At 48.5% G+C, this 17426-nt stretch carries 17 protein-coding genes and 1 CRISPR repeat array; of the genes, 13 read left to right on the top strand and 4 right to left on the bottom strand.

Annotation, left to right across the window (positions count from 1 at the left end; translation table 11 throughout):
* Positions 1-230: 230 nt before the first annotated feature.
* From IO95_RS06820 to ccdB, 4 genes are all read left to right on the top strand, one after another.
* Positions 231-752: an SCP2 domain-containing protein gene (locus tag IO95_RS06820; protein ID WP_023489006.1), complete on the top strand. Its 522-nt coding sequence runs from the start codon at positions 231-233 to the stop codon at positions 750-752.
* Positions 746-1249: a GNAT family N-acetyltransferase gene (locus tag IO95_RS06825; RefSeq protein WP_023489005.1), complete on the top strand. Its 504-nt coding sequence runs from the start codon at positions 746-748 to the stop codon at positions 1247-1249. Before IO95_RS06820 ends, IO95_RS06825 begins: the two co-directional genes overlap by 7 nt.
* Before the next feature lie 145 nt (positions 1250-1394).
* The gene (gene ccdA / locus IO95_RS06830; RefSeq protein WP_037384482.1) at positions 1395-1613 is read left to right on the top strand and encodes a type II toxin-antitoxin system antitoxin CcdA; all 219 of its coding nucleotides are present in this window, start codon (positions 1395-1397) and stop codon (positions 1611-1613) included.
* Position 1614: 1 nt separating this feature from the next.
* Complete coding sequence (ccdB, locus tag IO95_RS06835; protein ID WP_037384485.1) at positions 1615-1920, top strand: type II toxin-antitoxin system toxin CcdB; 306 nt, start codon at positions 1615-1617, stop codon at positions 1918-1920.
* Positions 1921-2066: 146 nt separating this feature from the next.
* On the opposite strand, the gene IO95_RS06840 is transcribed toward ccdB, so the two are convergent.
* From IO95_RS06840 to IO95_RS06855, 4 genes are all read right to left on the bottom strand, one after another.
* Positions 2067-2918: a DUF6544 family protein gene (locus tag IO95_RS06840; RefSeq protein WP_037384488.1), complete on the bottom strand. Its 852-nt coding sequence runs from the start codon at positions 2916-2918 to the stop codon at positions 2067-2069.
* Between the two features lie 12 nt (positions 2919-2930).
* On the bottom strand, positions 2931-3548 hold the full coding sequence (locus IO95_RS06845; protein WP_023492804.1) for a TetR/AcrR family transcriptional regulator: 618 nt from the start codon (positions 3546-3548) through the stop codon (positions 2931-2933).
* Between the two features lie 117 nt (positions 3549-3665).
* Positions 3666-4355, bottom strand: coding sequence for an RES family NAD+ phosphorylase (locus tag IO95_RS06850; protein ID WP_023492803.1), 690 nt, complete (start codon positions 4353-4355; stop codon positions 3666-3668).
* The gene (locus IO95_RS06855) at positions 4352-4759 is read right to left on the bottom strand and encodes an MbcA/ParS/Xre antitoxin family protein (RefSeq protein WP_023492802.1); all 408 of its coding nucleotides are present in this window, start codon (positions 4757-4759) and stop codon (positions 4352-4354) included. Before IO95_RS06855 ends, IO95_RS06850 begins: the two co-directional genes overlap by 4 nt.
* 544 nt (positions 4760-5303) lie before the next feature.
* On the opposite strand from IO95_RS06855, the gene IO95_RS06860 reads away from it, so the two are divergent.
* From IO95_RS06860 to cas2e, 9 genes are all read left to right on the top strand, one after another.
* On the top strand, positions 5304-6143 hold the full coding sequence (locus tag IO95_RS06860; protein ID WP_081878529.1) for a WYL domain-containing protein: 840 nt from the start codon (positions 5304-5306) through the stop codon (positions 6141-6143).
* 255 nt (positions 6144-6398) lie between these two features.
* Positions 6399-8930: a CRISPR-associated helicase Cas3' gene (gene cas3, locus IO95_RS06865; RefSeq protein WP_152554905.1), complete on the top strand. Its 2532-nt coding sequence runs from the start codon at positions 6399-6401 to the stop codon at positions 8928-8930.
* Between the two features lie 3 nt (positions 8931-8933).
* Positions 8934-10511 (top strand): type I-E CRISPR-associated protein Cse1/CasA, encoded by a 1578-nt coding sequence (gene casA / locus IO95_RS06870; protein ID WP_037384491.1) that lies wholly within the window; start codon positions 8934-8936, stop codon positions 10509-10511.
* Between the two features lie 13 nt (positions 10512-10524).
* The gene (gene casB, locus IO95_RS06875; RefSeq protein WP_023491380.1) at positions 10525-11091 is read left to right on the top strand and encodes a type I-E CRISPR-associated protein Cse2/CasB; all 567 of its coding nucleotides are present in this window, start codon (positions 10525-10527) and stop codon (positions 11089-11091) included.
* Positions 11084-11731: a type I-E CRISPR-associated protein Cas6/Cse3/CasE gene (cas6e, locus tag IO95_RS06880; protein WP_023491382.1), complete on the top strand. Its 648-nt coding sequence runs from the start codon at positions 11084-11086 to the stop codon at positions 11729-11731. The genes casB and cas6e overlap by 8 nt, the downstream gene beginning before the upstream one ends.
* A gap of 31 nt (positions 11732-11762) precedes the next feature.
* Positions 11763-12797: a type I-E CRISPR-associated protein Cas7/Cse4/CasC gene (gene cas7e / locus IO95_RS06885; protein ID WP_023491384.1), complete on the top strand. Its 1035-nt coding sequence runs from the start codon at positions 11763-11765 to the stop codon at positions 12795-12797.
* Positions 12798-12808: 11 nt separating this feature from the next.
* The gene (cas5e, locus tag IO95_RS06890) at positions 12809-13525 is read left to right on the top strand and encodes a type I-E CRISPR-associated protein Cas5/CasD (protein ID WP_023491385.1); all 717 of its coding nucleotides are present in this window, start codon (positions 12809-12811) and stop codon (positions 13523-13525) included.
* Positions 13525-14400 carry a type I-E CRISPR-associated endonuclease Cas1e gene (gene cas1e / locus IO95_RS06895; protein ID WP_023491386.1) on the top strand — a complete coding sequence of 292 codons (876 nt, stop codon included), beginning with the start codon at positions 13525-13527 and terminating at the stop codon, positions 14398-14400. Before cas5e ends, cas1e begins: the two co-directional genes overlap by 1 nt.
* The gene (cas2e, locus tag IO95_RS06900) at positions 14378-14665 is read left to right on the top strand and encodes a type I-E CRISPR-associated endoribonuclease Cas2e (RefSeq protein WP_023491387.1); all 288 of its coding nucleotides are present in this window, start codon (positions 14378-14380) and stop codon (positions 14663-14665) included. The genes cas1e and cas2e overlap by 23 nt, the downstream gene beginning before the upstream one ends.
* Before the next feature lie 47 nt (positions 14666-14712).
* Positions 14713-17425: a CRISPR direct-repeat array (repeat unit 27 nt; unit sequence GTCTTCCCCACGCACGTGGGGGTGTTT).
* Position 17426 lies beyond the last annotated feature (1 nt).

Consider the following 17426-nt stretch of genomic DNA (forward strand, 5'->3'; position numbering starts at 1 on the left):
GTTCATTCATATTGCGGGAGGCTAATTCTAGTAAACCCGAAGTTAACAGGCTTTGATTTGGGGCAGTTTCTGGCGTATTGATTGATGATAGAAAGGGTGTCAGCGCTACAAAACCACCTTGATGACGGGTTTTATCCCCCTTGCCGTGAATGATTCTGCGGATAGATCGGTTATCTGGGGCATTAATGTGGCAAAATAATCTAAAATTGAGTGGAAAGGAGTGAGTGAACGTGTTGGAAAAACTACGAGCGCGCATTGTGCGCCAAGGGCCGTCACTATTACGTGTGCCACTAAAATTCACGCCGTTTGCTCTGCAGCGCCAGCTTTTGGAACAATTGCTGGGCTGGCAATTTCGCCAAGCGCTGGCCGATGGCGATTTGGCATTTCTTGAATCACGCTGGTTGAAAATTGAAGTGCGCGACCTGGCGCTACAATGGTTTATGACCGTAGAGAACGATAAGCTGGTGGTGAGCCAACAGGCGCAGGCTGATGTGAGCTTCAGTGGTGAGGCCAACGATCTGATCTTGATTGCTGCTCGTAAGCAAGATCCCGACACGCTGTTTTTCCAGCGCCGGTTGCAGATTGAAGGAGATACGGAATTGGGACTCTATGTTAAAAACCTGATGGACGCCATCGATCTTGATGCGATGCCAGCGCCGTTGCGCATTGGGCTGTTACAGTTGGCCGATTTTGTTGAGGCGGGTCTGCAAGAGGACACGGTGTACGCTTCCCGTGTGGTGCAGCCATGTTAGTCCGTGTTGAGATACCGGTGGATGCAGCAGGCATTGATGCTTTACTGCGTGACGCATTTGGCCGGGATGATGAAGCGGACCTGGTACGACAACTGCGTGAGGATGGCTTACTGACGTTAGGGGTTGTTGCTACTGATGAACAAGGGGGCGTGGTGGGTTATGCCGCTTTCAGCCCGGTTGAAGTTGCCGGAGAGGACCGTTTATGGGTGGCTCTGGCTCCCTTAGCGGTGGCAGAAGATCAACGCCGCCAGGGATTGGCAGAAAAGTTGGTTTATGAAGGGTTGGATGCACTCAACGAGTTCAGCTATGCCGCAGTGGTAGTACTGGGGGACCCCGCCTACTACGGGCGTTTTGGCTTTAAAGCTGCCGCTCAGTATGATCTACACTGCCGCTGGCCGGGAACCGAAGCCGCATTCCAGGTTTACCCGTTGGCTGAAGATGCTCTGCATGGGGCCAATGGCCTGGTGGCGTATTCAGCGCCCTTTAACCGCTTTTAACCCCCGAGACACTTAATCCAAGAGGCTGCTACTGGCCTCTTGGTTGATCTCCCCCATTATTCTGCGACTTTCCGCGCTCATCTCAGTCCATTGCTTGCTGATTACCTTCAGTATATACTGAAAATACATACTGAGGGGGGGTACTATGAAGCACAGAGTCAGTGTTACCGTAGATAAAGATAATTATCAGGTGCTTATTTCTGCTGGAATAAATATTTCTGGTCTGGTTAACGACACCATAGGCAAAGAGGCTCGTAAGATAAAGACCGAGCAATGGCAAGCGGATAACCGTGAAGGCATGGAAGAAGTTGCAATTTTTATCGAGCAACATGGCTCGTTTGCTGAGGATAACAGGAACTGGTGATATGCAATTTATTGTTTATAAATACCAACGGGCAAGTCATTACAAACTATTTGTTGATGTACAAAGTGATCTTGTTGATACGCCGAGGCGGCGCATGGTTATACCACTTATTGAATCTCATCACCTTTCTGAGAAGGTGAATCACTCACTGTTTCCTTTGGTCAGCATTGATGGTGAAGATTACCGCGTGATGACAACCGAACTGGCAAGTGTCTCTGCTAATGTAACGGGGGAGGCTATCATCGATCTTAGCTCCTATGCAGACGAGATTAAGAATGCCATCAATCTCATGTTCTGGGGAATATAAGAACACAGTCGTTACCGCAAATTGGGGCTCGAACCTCAAAGCCCCAGTGAGTGCTCACTTCTTACATTCAGCTAACCGTCAGGCTTTACTGCATGCTCCTATTTGGCCCCTAATTGTTGATGCCGCTCGACCATTTAACCACCATCTTAATGATAAAAGTTAATATCTGTTATTTTGCCTTGCCAAAATGGATAGTCTTTGCCACCTGCAACACGAGATATGACGAAACCAAATGGAATCATCATGTCATTCACTAGGCGATAATCAGTGCGGACCACTTGCTCACCGGAGCCGTGATAAGGGGTTGTCAAATCACCATCTTGCTCTGCGTTAAAACGTTCTAAGCTACCGTCTTCCCTGAATGTGGCAACCAGAGAAGCACTGATTCCTTGCGCTGAAACAATCGCACGAGCTTGATTGGCGTTGATAGCCTCCCAGCGTACAACTCCCCCTGGTAATAACGCTTGCGGGTAAAGAGGGCTTTCTAGCAACCAGCGTCTTAACGAAATACGATTAAGCTCAGGGCTTTCATGCTCGCTAACAACGGTGAACGTTGACATTATTTTCGCTTTCATCGTCATTTCCCCATCATAAAAAGCATCGTAAGCCTTTGCCCAGACACCTAAAAAAATGGGCGTCGTACCCGTGAAAAGTAATGAGGGGGAGTGGATTGCGATGGTTTGCGTTGCCTCCATTGGTGTGAATTGGGTAGTCAATGGTCTGCGAAAGTCGCCTTCCATGGTCAATTCAACATAGCGCAATGGTTGCGGGCTACCACGAAAAACAAATTTAAAATAGCGCTGTACGGGTTCGGGTAATGACATGAATTCAGGGCTATCCGTCTTAATAGTGACCGCACGAGAGTCCGCGCTATCACGTACTTGCTTTGCAAAAGTGGCGATTTCCCGTTCTGTTAATATTGCGTTCACTCCGATAAAGCCAGCAATCATAATGAAGAGGATGAACAGAGTCGCTGTGATCATAAGTCCTTTACGCATGTTGTCTATTCCTTAAGTGGATCGGGTTTTTTCAATCAAAAGCATCAATGTATTCACGGTGTTTTTTGCCAGCAATTCAGCGTTAAGCCCTACATCAGGGGTTCGCTGTTGTGCCATCAGAAGAGCTGCGCCATGGACAGTGGACCAAAGAGTAAACGCAACATCATTTGAATCTTGTTCTGGTAAATAGCCCATTTGCTGAATTTCTATGACGTTATTACGTAGCAATGTCAGTGCTTTTTGTGCTGGATCAGCAGAAAAGGGTTGGGTATCTATTTCTTCTATTTGGGGAGGGAAAAACATCAAGCGGTACAACGCGGGATTTTCAGCGGCAAAAATGAGATAGGCCTCCCCACCTTCTCGAAGGCGTGCTAGGGCGTCATTTTTATGGCGTGTTAGCAGACCAAGCTTATGGGAATAAAGCCGCTGAAAGCCTTCATCATGTACCGCCCTAAGCAAAGCGTTACGATTACGAAAATGGTTGTAAAGCGCAGGGCCACGACAACCGATTCTATTGGCAATTTCCGCCATCGTGATGCTTGAGGCGTCTTTTTCCGAAAGCAATTCAATTGCCACCTCTATTGCTCGACGAGGGATATCAAGAGACTGCTGTTTAAGAGGGCGAGCCACAATAGAGTACCTAGAGTTGAAAATTAAATTAATGACATTAATTTAATGTCATTAATTTAATTTTTCAAGAAAATTTTCATGCTGATACCGCTACTCGCGGTTAACTGCTTGATAAACTTAACCGCGAGTAATCTGATTGACGGAGATAATGCCGTTATCCCAGATAATCTGGTGCAAGGAAGAGGGAACAATGCGGGTGAGGGTTCTGGGGGTAAATAGCCCCCAGCAGATCCCCCCGGGATGGCGCACGGAACGATAGGTGATGCCAATCGCATGGGCGCTACGCAACTCCGCCCCTAATTGTTGTGCCGCTCGGTAGTCCGTTGAGTGATAGTAGGGGTGTTCCAGCGGCTGACTGGTGATATCGGCAAATGTAGAATCACTGAGCTCAGTGTTCAGGCAGCGATATTCGAAGCATTCAAACTTAAGCTCGGGCACCTTGCGCCAGTAGCGTTCACAGTGATAGGACACTTCAGCAATGGCGGTCTTTTTGCTCTCTGCGATGTAGTAGACCCCGTAGTCGCCATTGGAAAAACGGCTCCCGTCAGGGTTGACGTGGGTAAAGGCGGCCATGGCGTAGTGCGCCCCCGGAATCCCCAATACCCACTCTTCACGCGCCAGCAAATTGAGATTCCCCACTTGGTTTGCCAAGCGTGGATTGGTGATTTGTTGGATCTCAAACAGAATATCGAACTCTTCCGGGCTGGCAACGTCGGCAAACACTGAAACCGCTGGGTATTTAGTATGGATCAGGCGATAGCCACGCAGCGGCACGACAGCGGTGCGCGGGATCTCGGGGTGGATCATCCGACCAACCCGCCACGCAGTACATCGACACGTTTAGCCACTTCATGCAGATGACCAAACTCACCGTTTTCGATCAGCGAGAGCGGGGTAGTGCCATTGAAGAAGGGATTATGGTTCTTCATGGTCATAAAGCCGTAAACGTTCTCTGGGTTGTTGAACACAATACGCAAGGCGGAATGGATATTCAGCAGATAACTGATTCGGGTCAGTTGGTCATGGCTCAACGAAGCGGTTTTAGTTTCCCCATGGCGGTACTTGTAGAACGTAGCCTTGGAGAGTTGCAGAATGTTTTGTTGCTGCTCCGCCGTACAGCCCCATTTATCCATAATTTCCATCGCCGCCCTCACCGCCACCAGGTCACGATTAGCATTGGTTTTAGCAACGGTGTTGAGATGCTTTTTCATCTCATTCTCCTGGTTCCTATTGGTGAATCAGTTGGTCTTATGGTAGACAATTTAATGGTATTTGTCTATTTGAAGACTGGGTGCTTACTGGTAATACGTCTTGCTAGCCAGAGATTATTCGGGCTGCTATTTATCCAGGCGACTGATTGGACCAAATCGGTTACCTGGCCAAGGTCAGAACGAAAGTCTTTAATGACGGCTATCGTTTGTTCAGTTGCAGTCACCACTGAGTGAGATTTTTTCTCTTGTATGTGGTGAAGCTAATGTATTGGTTCCCAAATTGATGCTGTAGGTTGATTTTTAGGCTGGTATAGTTTAGCTTCGTAAAAGTTTTTAGCCTATATTCATGGCTAATAATGAGCCAAGAAAACAAGGGTGATTCACCTCAAGGATAGTCTGGCTTTACCACGCTACGCCACTGTTCGGTCATAAAAAGTGTATTCAGTTTCTAATGGCAATCAAAAGTTCGCCTTATTCACAGTGCATAATAACCAGTTATGCTGTAGTTGACCTCGCATGAGGTTCGATGTTCCATGGAGGGCATATGAGTAGTGCCAAGCTAGCTCACGAACGATTCGCATTTTTGGAGATGCTGGCCTTTTGGATGGGAGAAGTACGTAATAGAGATCTTGAAAATCAGTTCAGCATAACCCGACAACAGGCCTACAAAGACATTGTTCACTATCAAAATTTACACCCCAATCACCTCCTTAAGCTAGATAAAGCACATTACGCCTTTGCTGATGATAAACAGCCTCAATATTTTCATGGTGGGTTAGATGATTTTCTTGCCTGGCTTGAAACCGGCTATTTTATATTGGCTCCCCGATTACTCAATTCCTGTGTAACTCGACTTGAATTACCTGAACGCAAAGTACCACGTCAAGTCATTACGACTTTAATGAAAGCTATTCATCAACACTTACGAATAGAAGTGAACTATATATCCTTGTCTAATCCCGAAAGTGAGGGGCGGATTTTCAGTCCACACAGCATTATCAAAGCGGGAAGCCGCTTCCATGTCCGTGGATATTGTGAGAAATCTCAAGGATTTCGTGACCTTGTTTTGAGTCGGTTCCGTGAGAATGCAGCAATCGAAGGTTCATCGCCCCACTCCATCGTTCAAGATGAAGCCTGGCAGACCTATGTCACATTAATACTATCACCTGATCCGAGGTTAACTCTCGCCCAACGAGAAGTTCTCGCCAACGACTACCAAATGGAAAATAACCAACTTCATATAAAAACCCGTGCAGCCCTTGCCGATTACTTACTGAAAGAATTGCAGGTGAACACTAAATATCTTGACGGAAAACCCGAAGCTCAACAACTGGTGTTGGTAAACAGAGATGACATCAAGCAATGGCTTTTTAACAGTTGGTGAGTGTGTAGGTAATAGATTAGTAATCTCAGTTAACCTGAATTTCTGTACAGTATTGTGAAGGGTTTTTATTAGTAGCAAGCTCTCACTCCAATGACAAATCTTATTTGGCTATGTCTTATGAAATCAGTTTAACGTCCGTGGATAAACGCCTTTAGGTAAGGATGATTAATAGTGAGATTCTTAAAAAAATCGCCTGCGCAAACCGATAATATAATCTCTGCAATTTGCTTCGAAAAGTGCCCGGCTAAAACACGGATGCTAAGTGATGGAACCTCGATTCAAGGGCGTTCGGTGCTGAGCCACTGCCAGATTGTAGGTGAAGTTGCTCGCCAACTGATATCGCGTTTCCCACAACCTATGCAATACCGTTTATTTCCGAAAGGGAGTGAAATGGCAGCCGGCAGTCATGATATCGGCAAGGTCAGCCCGACTTTTGTGGCAAAGATCCTTTCAGCTTGCGGTATCGACTACACAAGGATGCCGGAGTTGGCTGGAGTAAACCCCAAACTAGAGCAACAATGGGGTGGACATGCCGGAGTCAGCCAGGCCACAGCGGAAGATCTTGGAGTACCGAAATATGTTGCCGAAATCCTCGGTCAACACCATGGTTTTAACCCGTCGGTTGATGATAAACGCGGCAACGCAGATGTCTTTGGCGGCCCCAACTGGTTTGACGAACGCAAAAAACTGGTGGTCGCGCTAAAAGAATGCTTTCAATCGGACTGGCCGAAGTTTGATTCCGCAGCTCAGGCACGTGTTGTCGCTGGGTTGACTTCTGTCTCTGACTGGATTGGCTCTGGTGGTTTTTTTGAAAACCCTGATGAAGATTGGCGGCCAAATATCACGGCCGCCTTGAATGATGCTGGTTTTATCAAGCCTATTATTCGCAACGGACTCTCTTTCGCTGAAGTCTTTGATCCCATCAATCTAGCGATGCAACTGCGTGAGCCGCAATCATTGTTTGTGGAACAGGTATCGGGACCAGGGGTATATATTCTTGAAGCCCAGATGGGCATGGGAAAGACCGAGGCTGCTTTGTATGCCGCTTATCAGTTATTGGCACAGGAAAAAGCGACGGGTATTTATTTTGCGCTGCCAACTCAATTAACTTCCAACAAGATTTACGATCGCTTCAATGCCTTTTTGGAGCAAATCATTAGTTCAGCAACCCCACAACGGGGCTTGTTGCTGCACTCTGGTGCCTGGTTGCTGGATACTGAAATAGGGGAAGAAGGCTGCCCTGGCGGTTCTTGGTTCAACCAAAATAAGCGCGGCTTACTGGCTCCATTTGCCGTCGGCACCATTGATCAGGCGTTAATGGCGGTTATGAACGTCAAACATGGTTTTGTCAGAGCTTTTGGTCTGGCTGGCAAGGTCGTCATCCTGGATGAAGTGCATAGCTATGATCTCTACACGGGAACTATTCTCAACGAACTGGTGGCGTTTCTGCGGCAGATAGACTGCACCGTGATTATTCTCAGTGCGACCCTGAGTCAGGCTCGACGTGAAGCACTATTACAACAGGCTACAACCAGCACAGCTTACCCACTGGTTACGACTGTAGCTGCGGTGGGGGAACAAAATCAGCTGGTTGAAGTAGGAGTACCGACTGTAGACAATCCTCCAGTAATACTTCAAATGTGCGATAAAAATGAACAAGCACTGGAAGAAGCACTTAAACGGGCAGCTCAGGGCCAACAAGTCTTATGGATTGAAAACACCGTTGCTGAAGCACAACAGCGGTATCTTGATATCGCCAGTCGTGCGATACAGGTGGGGTGCGAAACGGGCTTGCTTCATTCGCGTTTTACCCCCCAACACCGTGCCATCAACGAAGATCGTTGGGTAAACCTCTATGGCCGGGCCGGATGGTCCCAACGTGCAAAATGTGGACGCATTCTGGTGGGTACACAGGTACTGGAACAGTCACTCGACATTGATGCTGACTTTCTGATAACTCGCTTTGCACCCACCGATATGTTGCTACAGCGTCTTGGCCGCCTTTGGCGGCACGCAGATACCCCACGTCATTCCAGCGCCAAACCAGAATGCTGGTTGTTGGCCCCAACGCTGGAGTGTGCACTGGCGAATCCTCACTCTGCTTTTGGCAAAAGCGCCATGGTGTACTCGCCGTATGTGTTGTGCCGCAGCCTTGAAGTCTGGAAAGATATGCAGTCAGTCTGCTTACCATCAGGCATTCGCCCTTTAATTGATCAAACTTATGCCGCGCGAACGGAAAGCGCACAATGGGCTAGCCTGTTACATGAATTGAAAAACGGCAGCCGGTTCCGTACTGGCGAGCAGGCCCAACAAGCCCTCGCCAAACTCACTTTGTCCAAAGGTGGCAAAACATTGCCTGAGCACAAAGCGGACACTCGCTACAGCGACCAGGATACCCATGATTTGTTGTTGCTGTGTAATTTACGCTCACAAGATGGAACGACCTATATCCGTTTACTTGATGGCAGCGAATTAACCTTGCCGCATAGCCGCCATCGCCTGACCAAGGCAGAGTGGCGCAAACTGGCTGTAGCACTTAACCAGCAATTAGTACGAGTCAACCCGGCTTATTGCCCACCCAAAAACACGAAACATGAGCTGGAAAAACTGCACCTGAATGAGGTGTTTTATCTTGGCCGACCAGAGGACGACGAAGCTTTGCTGCGTATTGCCATCGTCAGCAAAACGGGAGAATTGCTCACTCAGGATGGCTACCCGGCTGGTGATAAATACCTGCTTGAATACCGTGAAGATCTTGGCTTCCGTGCCATTTCCAATAAGGAATAAACGATGGAAAACCGCTTTAACTTGATTGATGAGCCCTGGATACCGGTTGCGGATGTGGGCCGTGTTAGTCTGAAAGAGATCTTTAGTAACTCGCAATTACGTGCTTTAGGGGGTAACCCTGTTCAGAAAATTGCCATCACCAAATTGTTATTAGCTATCGCTCAGTCCGCTGCAACACCCGATGATGACGATGACTGGAAACATATGGGCTGGCAGGGCATGGCGGATAAGTGTCTAAACTATCTTGAGAAATGGCATGACCGATTTTTTCTATATGGTGAACGGCCATTTTTACAGATGCCTGCTATAAAAACCTTAATAGACAGGAGAGCCTCAGAAAAAATTTTACTTGCTAATACCAAATCAAAAATATTAGAGATTGAATCTTCTAGCAAACCGAAGCCCATAGGTGCTGGATATTACCCTGATATATGGGCTGGTAATAATACCATTCTTTTTCAAACCCTAAGCCCCCAAGATATTAACAATCAGGATTTGGCGATGTTTATTATATTGATAATGAACTTTTCTTTTGGGGGAAAAAGAGTTGAAAGTAATATTACAAACCTTTCTGGTAAATTACTTAGTGCTCAGTATTCAGCACCTGCAGGGCCAAGTTTAGGCGGTTTTGTTGGTAACTTGCACTGCTTTGGGTTTACTGAAACACTACTTGAATCCATTTGGTTTAATCTTTTCTCAACGGAACAAATTGCTGAAAGAGTTGTATGGAGTGGTGTTGGCCATCCGCCTTGGGAGGCGATGCCTGAAAAAGAATCAGATGTATCGAGCGAGAAGTATTCAAAAACGTATATGGCAACTCTTATTGCCTTATCCCGTTTTGCTCTACTGCAAGATGGAGATATTTACTATATGGATGGAATTCAATATCCCAAAGTTGCCGATGGTTGGCTGGAAACATCTCTACTTATCAATCAATCTGACGCTGTGCCAAGGCCAATTTATGTCAATCTTGATAAAAAACCCTGGAGGGATTTATCATCATGGTTATCATATTCATCATCGAATGGAGTTGAGTGTGTAGGTTTAAATTGGGTAAAACGGCGCATCAAGAAAGAATCAAGAGTTTTGACTGTATGGGTTGGGGGAATAAAAGTCACCTCTAATTCTGGTGATCAATCTGTCAAACAGCGTGATGAATTTATAGAATCTTATTTTGATATCCACACTGATTACTTAGGGAATATAGAAACCGAGCAGTATAAGTTTGAAATAGCTGAACTTAGCGTCGCTACTTCCTACTTAAAAAAATCTGTTGAAAGATATTTTCACCAAGTCGGTGACCCTAAACCCACAGATGTAAGAAAAAAGACACGAGCCAAAGACGTTTCTTTAATTGCGGAGAAAAGGATGTGGCAGTTGTGTGAGCGCCATTCTCAGCAATTAATTCATGCTTGCTTTAGCAAAGGGAGTAATCCAGAAGATCTATTGTCTTTACGCAAAACCTTCGCTACTTACGCTATCCAAGTATTTGACAAAATCTGCCCAAACGATAGTGCCCGTCAAATGGATGCTTGGGCTCAAGCACGCCCTAACTTTTCCAAATATTTAAAAGCTGACTAAGGAGAAAACCTATATGGATCAGCCAAAGGAAGACACTGCAATCCACACCTCTGCCAAACTATCCCGGGCAGACCGATTCGTCAGCTATGTGATTGATGGCATCAACAAGGACAACGGCTTTGCCGCTCGGCTCAAACGTGCCGACAACCCAGCAACCGAATATCAAAGCTGGGAATTACTGGCTCATTTTGGTGTTGATCTGGAAAAAGAGTGGGAGCGGCTACCCTATTGCATCGTGGGTGCCGCCCTGGCAAAAGCTAAGCCCACGGCGAATGGCAAGTTACCCTTGGGGGCAGCGATTGCCGCCTGCTTTGACGAGGGGAACCAGTCTGATCAGGCTAAAGCACGCCTGCGCCGCCTGCTGGCCTGTACCAGTGCAAGTGAAACTTGTCGTATTTTGCGGCCATTGCTTTCGCTGATGATAAGCCGAGGTGTGACACCTGATTTCGCTCAGTTGTTGGATCAATTGCTGTGGTACTCAGGTAATAGGCAGGAGCAGATTAGAGCTCGTTGGGCGCAAGAGTTCTATCGTCGCACCGCCGAAGTGGACGGAGCAGCAACGGAGCCCACACATGACTGAACTATTTGCCAGTGCCTTACACCTCGATCGTGCAGCTGTTAAGGCGTTGAAAATGACCGATGCCTATTCGTTACACCGAGTGGTATACAGCCTATTTTCTGATGAGCGTACTGAAACTGAAAAACACAGCCATATCCAAAGCGGTATTGTTTATGCCGATCAAGGGGGGGACTTTTATAGCCGCAAAGTGTTGATTGTTTCAAACCGAGAACCAACAACACAGGTAGAAGGGCAATACGGTAAAGTGGTAAGCAGGCCAATCGCTGATGCGTTTTTGGCTCATTCACGCTATCGCTTCAAGGTGCAGGTGAACCCGGTACGCAAGGATAAACAGAGTGGTAAACGTGTTGCGGTAAAAGGCCGTGCTGAGATCGCACAATGGTTTATACAGCGCGCCGCCAATAGTTGGGGGTTTGAGGTGGACTCTCAAACCCTACAGGTTGATGCCATTGAAGTACTGCAATTCCAAGACAAGGTTGGTCGCCAGGTCACACTTGGCAAAGCTCATATTCAGGGGCAACTCACCGTGACCAACCTGCAGCAATTTCACAATAGTTTTAAAAATGGCATTGGCAAGGGGCGCGCGTTTGGCTGCGGCTTATTGCAAATAGTGCCCATCATTGATAACCCATTCGCCTGATTGTTAAAGCATCTTTTACAAGGACAATGTTATGACTAACCTATACAAAAATACCCGCATTGAATTCCACATCCTGCAATCATTCCCAGTGACCTGTCTTAACCGTGATGATGTGGGTGCACCCAAGTCAGCCATCATCGGCGGCGTGCCACGTGCTCGTGTTTCATCTCAATGCTGGAAACGAGAAGTACGTCTTGCTATGCCGGACTTTGGTATTAGGCTGGGTATCCGCAGTAAAAAGATAGCCGCTATGTTGACCAATGAGTGTCTGGCACTCGGTGCCAGCGAAGAGCAAGCGGCCCATTGTGGTGAGGCTATGGCGGCATTTTTTTCTGACGATACTTTGTTATTTCTGAGCGAATCTGAAGCCAAAGCATTTGCCATATATGCGCAAGAAAATGGTTTTGAAGTATCGAAGCTGAAAGATAAAGATCTGGTAAAAGTGTCCAAAAAAGTCGTTAACAAAACCTTGGATGCTCTGGATATAGCGTTGTTTGGACGTATGGTCGCCAAAGCACCAGATATGAATGTTGAGGCGGCGGCATCCTTCGCTCATGCTATTTCAACTCATAAAGTAACCAACGAAATAGAGTTTTTTACCGCAGTAGATGATTGTAAAACAGAAGATGAAAGTGGTTCTGCACATATGGGTAGTTTGGAATACAACTCAGCAACTTACTACCGTTATGTGAGCCTTGACCTGGGCCAATTGGAACAGACGTTGGGAGAGGGCTCTGACTTTAAGACTGCCGTAGATGCCTTTGTAAAGGCGTTGTATGCCGCTGTGCCAAGCGCACGTCAAACAACACAATCTGGTGCCTGCCCGTGGGAATACGCTCGCGTATTGGTGCGTAAAGGGCAACGCTTGCAAGCTTCTTTTGAACAACCAGTCAAAAGTAAAGGCGAAGGTTTCCTCCGTCCCAGCAAAGATGAACTTAACACCTGGCTCGACAAAAAAGAAAAGCTATCTGGCTCGCTGTTTGGCAAACAAGGGGACTATCAATGGGGTGATAACCTTGAATACAGCATCGATAGCCTGATTGCCGATCTACAGTCTCACCTGTAAGGGAGATAACGATGAGCAAATCTACCCAATATATGCTCCTGTGGCTTGAAGGGCCGTTGCAAGCCTGGGGGCATGACTCAAAGTTTGGGGTGCGTGACACACTGAACTTCCCAACACGCTCAGGCATCCTGGGTCTGCTTTGTTGCGCTCGCGGGGCTGGCGGCCCCGAAATCGAATGGTTGGCACAAATGAATAACCTGAGCATGGAGGTACGGGCTTACGCCCGCACTGATGGTAAAGGTCAGCCCTATCTGCGTGAGCCCGCCTTGTGCGACTTCCAGATGGTTGGGAGTGGCTACGACGACAGTGACCCTTGGCAAAGTCTGTTGATACCTAAAACGTCTGATGGAAAAAAGGCTGTTGGTGGCGGTACCAAAATGACCTATCGCTACTACTTGCAGGACTCGGCTTTCGCCGTGGTATTGGAGGTACCTCAGACGCAAGCGGAATCATTATCTGACGTTTTGCAAAATCCAGTGTGGGATTTGTATCTGGGCCGCAAAAGTTGTGTACCAACTGAGCTGATTTATCAGGGTTTATTTGAGGACACTGACGCTGCCTGGCAACAGGCGAAAACGTTGGCAGATAAAAAACAGAGGTTACTTAGCTACGCGGTCATTGAGGGGGAAGCCGACGGCGATATTATTACCTTAAACGATGTCCCCGTGCAGTTCGGCCAGCATAAGCGTTATCGGGATCGACGGGTGACATTGTTGGAGTTCGGCTAATGGCTAAGGGAGAGCGACTGTTTGTCAAGGTGACACGTGAATCATTGCCCCAGGTAAAAGACAAATATCCCTTCTTATATCTGGAACGTGGGCGATTAGAGATTGATGACAGCAGCGTTAAGTGGGTTGACTCGGAGGCTAATGTGGTACCGATACCTGTTGCAACTATCAACACATTGCTACTCGGCCCAGGCACCTCAGTGACCCATGAAGCGATAAAAACGGCAGTTGCAGCTAACTGCTCTGTTTGCTGGGTGGGAGAGGATAGTCTGCTATTTTATGCTGCAGGTTTTCTTCCCACCGCTGATACACGCAATCTTAAATTACAGATGGCTCTTGCCAGTAATGAGGAGTCTTCTCTTAAGATCGCCCGGACGATGTTTGCAAAACGTTTTCCCGATGCTGAACTGGATGGTAAGAGTTTAAACAGCATGATGGGGATGGAAGGTAATCGGGTACGGGCGTTGTATCAGCAAAAAGCTGAAGAGTATGGCGTAGGTTGGAAAGGACGCCAGTTCACACCAGGCAAGTTTCAATTGAGTGATTTAACCAATCAAGTGCTAACCGCCACCAATGCGGCGCTTTATGGCATATTATGTTCGGCTGTGCACGCTATGGGATATTCTCCTCATATTGGATTTATTCATTCCGGCAGTCCATTACCGTTTGTGTATGATTTAGCTGACCTTTACAAGGAAAAACTGTGTATTGATTTGGCATTTTCTCTCTCTCGAGAAATGGCCGGCCGATATGATAAACACAAAGTCTCCGACGAATTCAGAAAGCGGGTTATTGCCATTGATTTGCTCAATCAGATCACAACTGATGTTAATGAGTTGATGGGGGTTAAATATGCTCGTCGTACTCGCAAATGACTTACCACCAGCAGTTCGTGGGCGTATGAAACTCTGGTTCGTAGAGCCTCGCCCGAATGTGTTCGTATCGGGTGTGAAAGATTCTGTCGCACAAACAGTGGTTGATTATTTGATGCAGTATTCGCCAGCAGAGTCTGGTCTTATGCTGTTTAGAAGTATTCCTCAACCGCCAGGTTACGAAATTCGTTACAAAGGAGAGGTGAGGAAACCGATCATTAATATCAGTGGATTACAACTTATTATCGAAACCCTGAAATCCTCATAATCCACAAATATAGTGTTTTAATTACCGCTCTTTCACAATATATTGGTGTCTTCCCCACGCACGTGGGGGTGTTTCTATGAAGTCCCGTTATATTTCCTGAATGAGTATGTCTTCCCCACGCACGTGGGGGTGTTTCCGCCTTTGTCATTGCAGTGGCGACCACGCCAAGGTCTTCCCCACGCACGTGGGGGTGTTTCTACTGACGTACACTAATGCACGTAAAAAACCTAGTCTTCCCCACGCACGTGGGGGTGTTTCTGCGAAGACCGCTACCAGGGTGATAAATTAATTGTCTTCCCCACGCACGTGGGGGTGTTTCCGATTCGACAGCGTATGCCTGTGAGCTCTGGGCGTCTTCCCCACGCACGTGGGGGTGTTTCCGGTCTGCGTACCGTCGCTAATGGGTTCGTAATGTCTTCCCCACGCACGTGGGGGTGTTTCTAGTGTCTCTGTTTTTTGATCCGATGCGGTGTGGTCTTCCCCACGCACGTGGGGGTGTTTCCGCCTTGCTGATCGGTATATTTTTCTGTTTGCAGTCTTCCCCACGCACGTGGGGGTGTTTCTCTCAGCGCATCAGATATGGTTGGAAATGTAGCGTCTTCCCCACGCACGTGGGGGTGTTTCCGATGGCGGATAAGGTTAAGCAAAAATGAAACCGTCTTCCCCACGCACGTGGGGGTGTTTCTTTCATAGTCATCCGATCCCATCCAGTTAGACAGTCTTCCCCACGCACGTGGGGGTGTTTCCCTGCTGCTCCCTGGCTTCGGCGTACTGCGGGCGTCTTCCCCACGCACGTGGGGGTGTTTCTTGATGAGGCTTGGTCGCTTATTGGGGAAAGCGGTCTTCCCCACGCACGTGGGGGTGTTTCTCATGTTGGACGGTGTCAAAGTATTGATGATGCGTCTTCCCCACGCACGTGGGGGTGTTTCCGTCAGGGCATCGACCTATAATCCTGAGTCCATGTCTTCCCCACGCACGTGGGGGTGTTTCCAACTGACGAGTTAGTGGAGGACGAAAAAGACCGTCTTCCCCACGCACGTGGGGGTGTTTCCCGAGTTGATGAGCGTTCCGCCACGGTACAGGCGTCTTCCCCACGCACGTGGGGGTGTTTCTGATTGAGCACCATTTAGCGTCTGACTTGTCGAGTCTTCCCCACGCACGTGGGGGTGTTTCCGTGTGATGCCGCACAAGTAGATGATCAACAAGGTCTTCCCCACGCACGTGGGGGTGTTTCCAAGTACCAACAGATTACCAGCAAATTACCACAGAGTCTTCCCCACGCACGTGGGGGTGTTTCCTTACCACCTGCCAGAGTCTGAGATCGAAAACTGTCTTCCCCACGCACGTGGGGGTGTTTCTAAAACGTGAGCGCGGCGCGGTTGGCATGGTGCGTCTTCCCCACGCACGTGGGGGTGTTTCCGATTTGGCGCAGACATATGCAAATCAAGGGGAGTCTTCCCCACGCACGTGGGGGTGTTTCTAACAAAGGCTCAATGCTTATCATTTGGCGTCCGTCTTCCCCACGCACGTGGGGGTGTTTCCGCCGATGGCCTTGCGGTGCTGAATGTCAGCGGGTCTTCCCCACGCACGTGGGGGTGTTTCTAATCGCGGCCATTGGTGCATCGGCGCCGCATAGTCTTCCCCACGCACGTGGGGGTGTTTCTCGTCACGGTGAATCGGGCGTGGTTTATGCCGAGTCTTCCCCACGCACGTGGGGGTGTTTCCTTCAGCCAGCCCTATTCACTGTACGTGCTGAGGTCTTCCCCACGCACGTGGGGGTGTTTCTATCACTACCTCCACCCCTTCTGGCGGCGGATTGTCTTCCCCACGCACGTGGGGGTGTTTCCTTATTTACGATGGCATTCGCCTTGAATCTTGGGTCTTCCCCACGCACGTGGGGGTGTTTCCCGATCCACAAATCCTTTCCGGGCCGATTTCAGGTCTTCCCCACGCACGTGGGGGTGTTTCCACGACTGCATTGATTGAGTTGTTTAAACGGGAGTCTTCCCCACGCACGTGGGGGTGTTTCTGGGTTTGATCGGGGCGGGTATTTTCTTTTCTTGTCTTCCCCACGCACGTGGGGGTGTTTCTGCTATGTTGCGCTTAGCTAACACAAAGCCTGGGTCTTCCCCACGCACGTGGGGGTGTTTCCAGCGGCTCGTTTCATGGCACCAGATATGCCACGTCTTCCCCACGCACGTGGGGGTGTTTCTAAGCACGGCCAGTTCTCGATGCTGACATTCACGTCTTCCCCACGCACGTGGGGGTGTTTCCATGAGAAAGGCGGCGGCGAGCAGCTAAAGGTGGTCTTCCCCACGCACGTGGGGGTGTTTCCAAGTGGGTCGAGGGGATCCTGTGCGGATTGCTGTCTTCCCCACGCACGTGGGGGTGTTTCCATTGCTGTTCGTGAGCAGCTTGAAACTGGGTTGTCTTCCCCACGCACGTGGGGGTGTTTCTAGCTGGCTGGGCATACTGATTACGACATTAGGGTCTTCCCCACGCACGTGGGGGTGTTTCTCAATCAAGCCCTGACTTTAACCGGTCAGGGCTGTCTTCCCCACGCACGTGGGGGTGTTTCTTCATATAGTGCTCTGGCTCTATACATTACCTGGTCTTCCCCACGCACGTGGGGGTGTTTCTGGCGACCTTTGTTTAGCGGTTCGCGAATCAGAGTCTTCCCCACGCACGTGGGGGTGTTTCTATATATTTAATTCTCCCATCATAAGCATCCTGGTCTTCCCCACGCACGTGGGGGTGTTTC

Source organism: Serratia sp. DD3, from assembly GCF_000496755.2.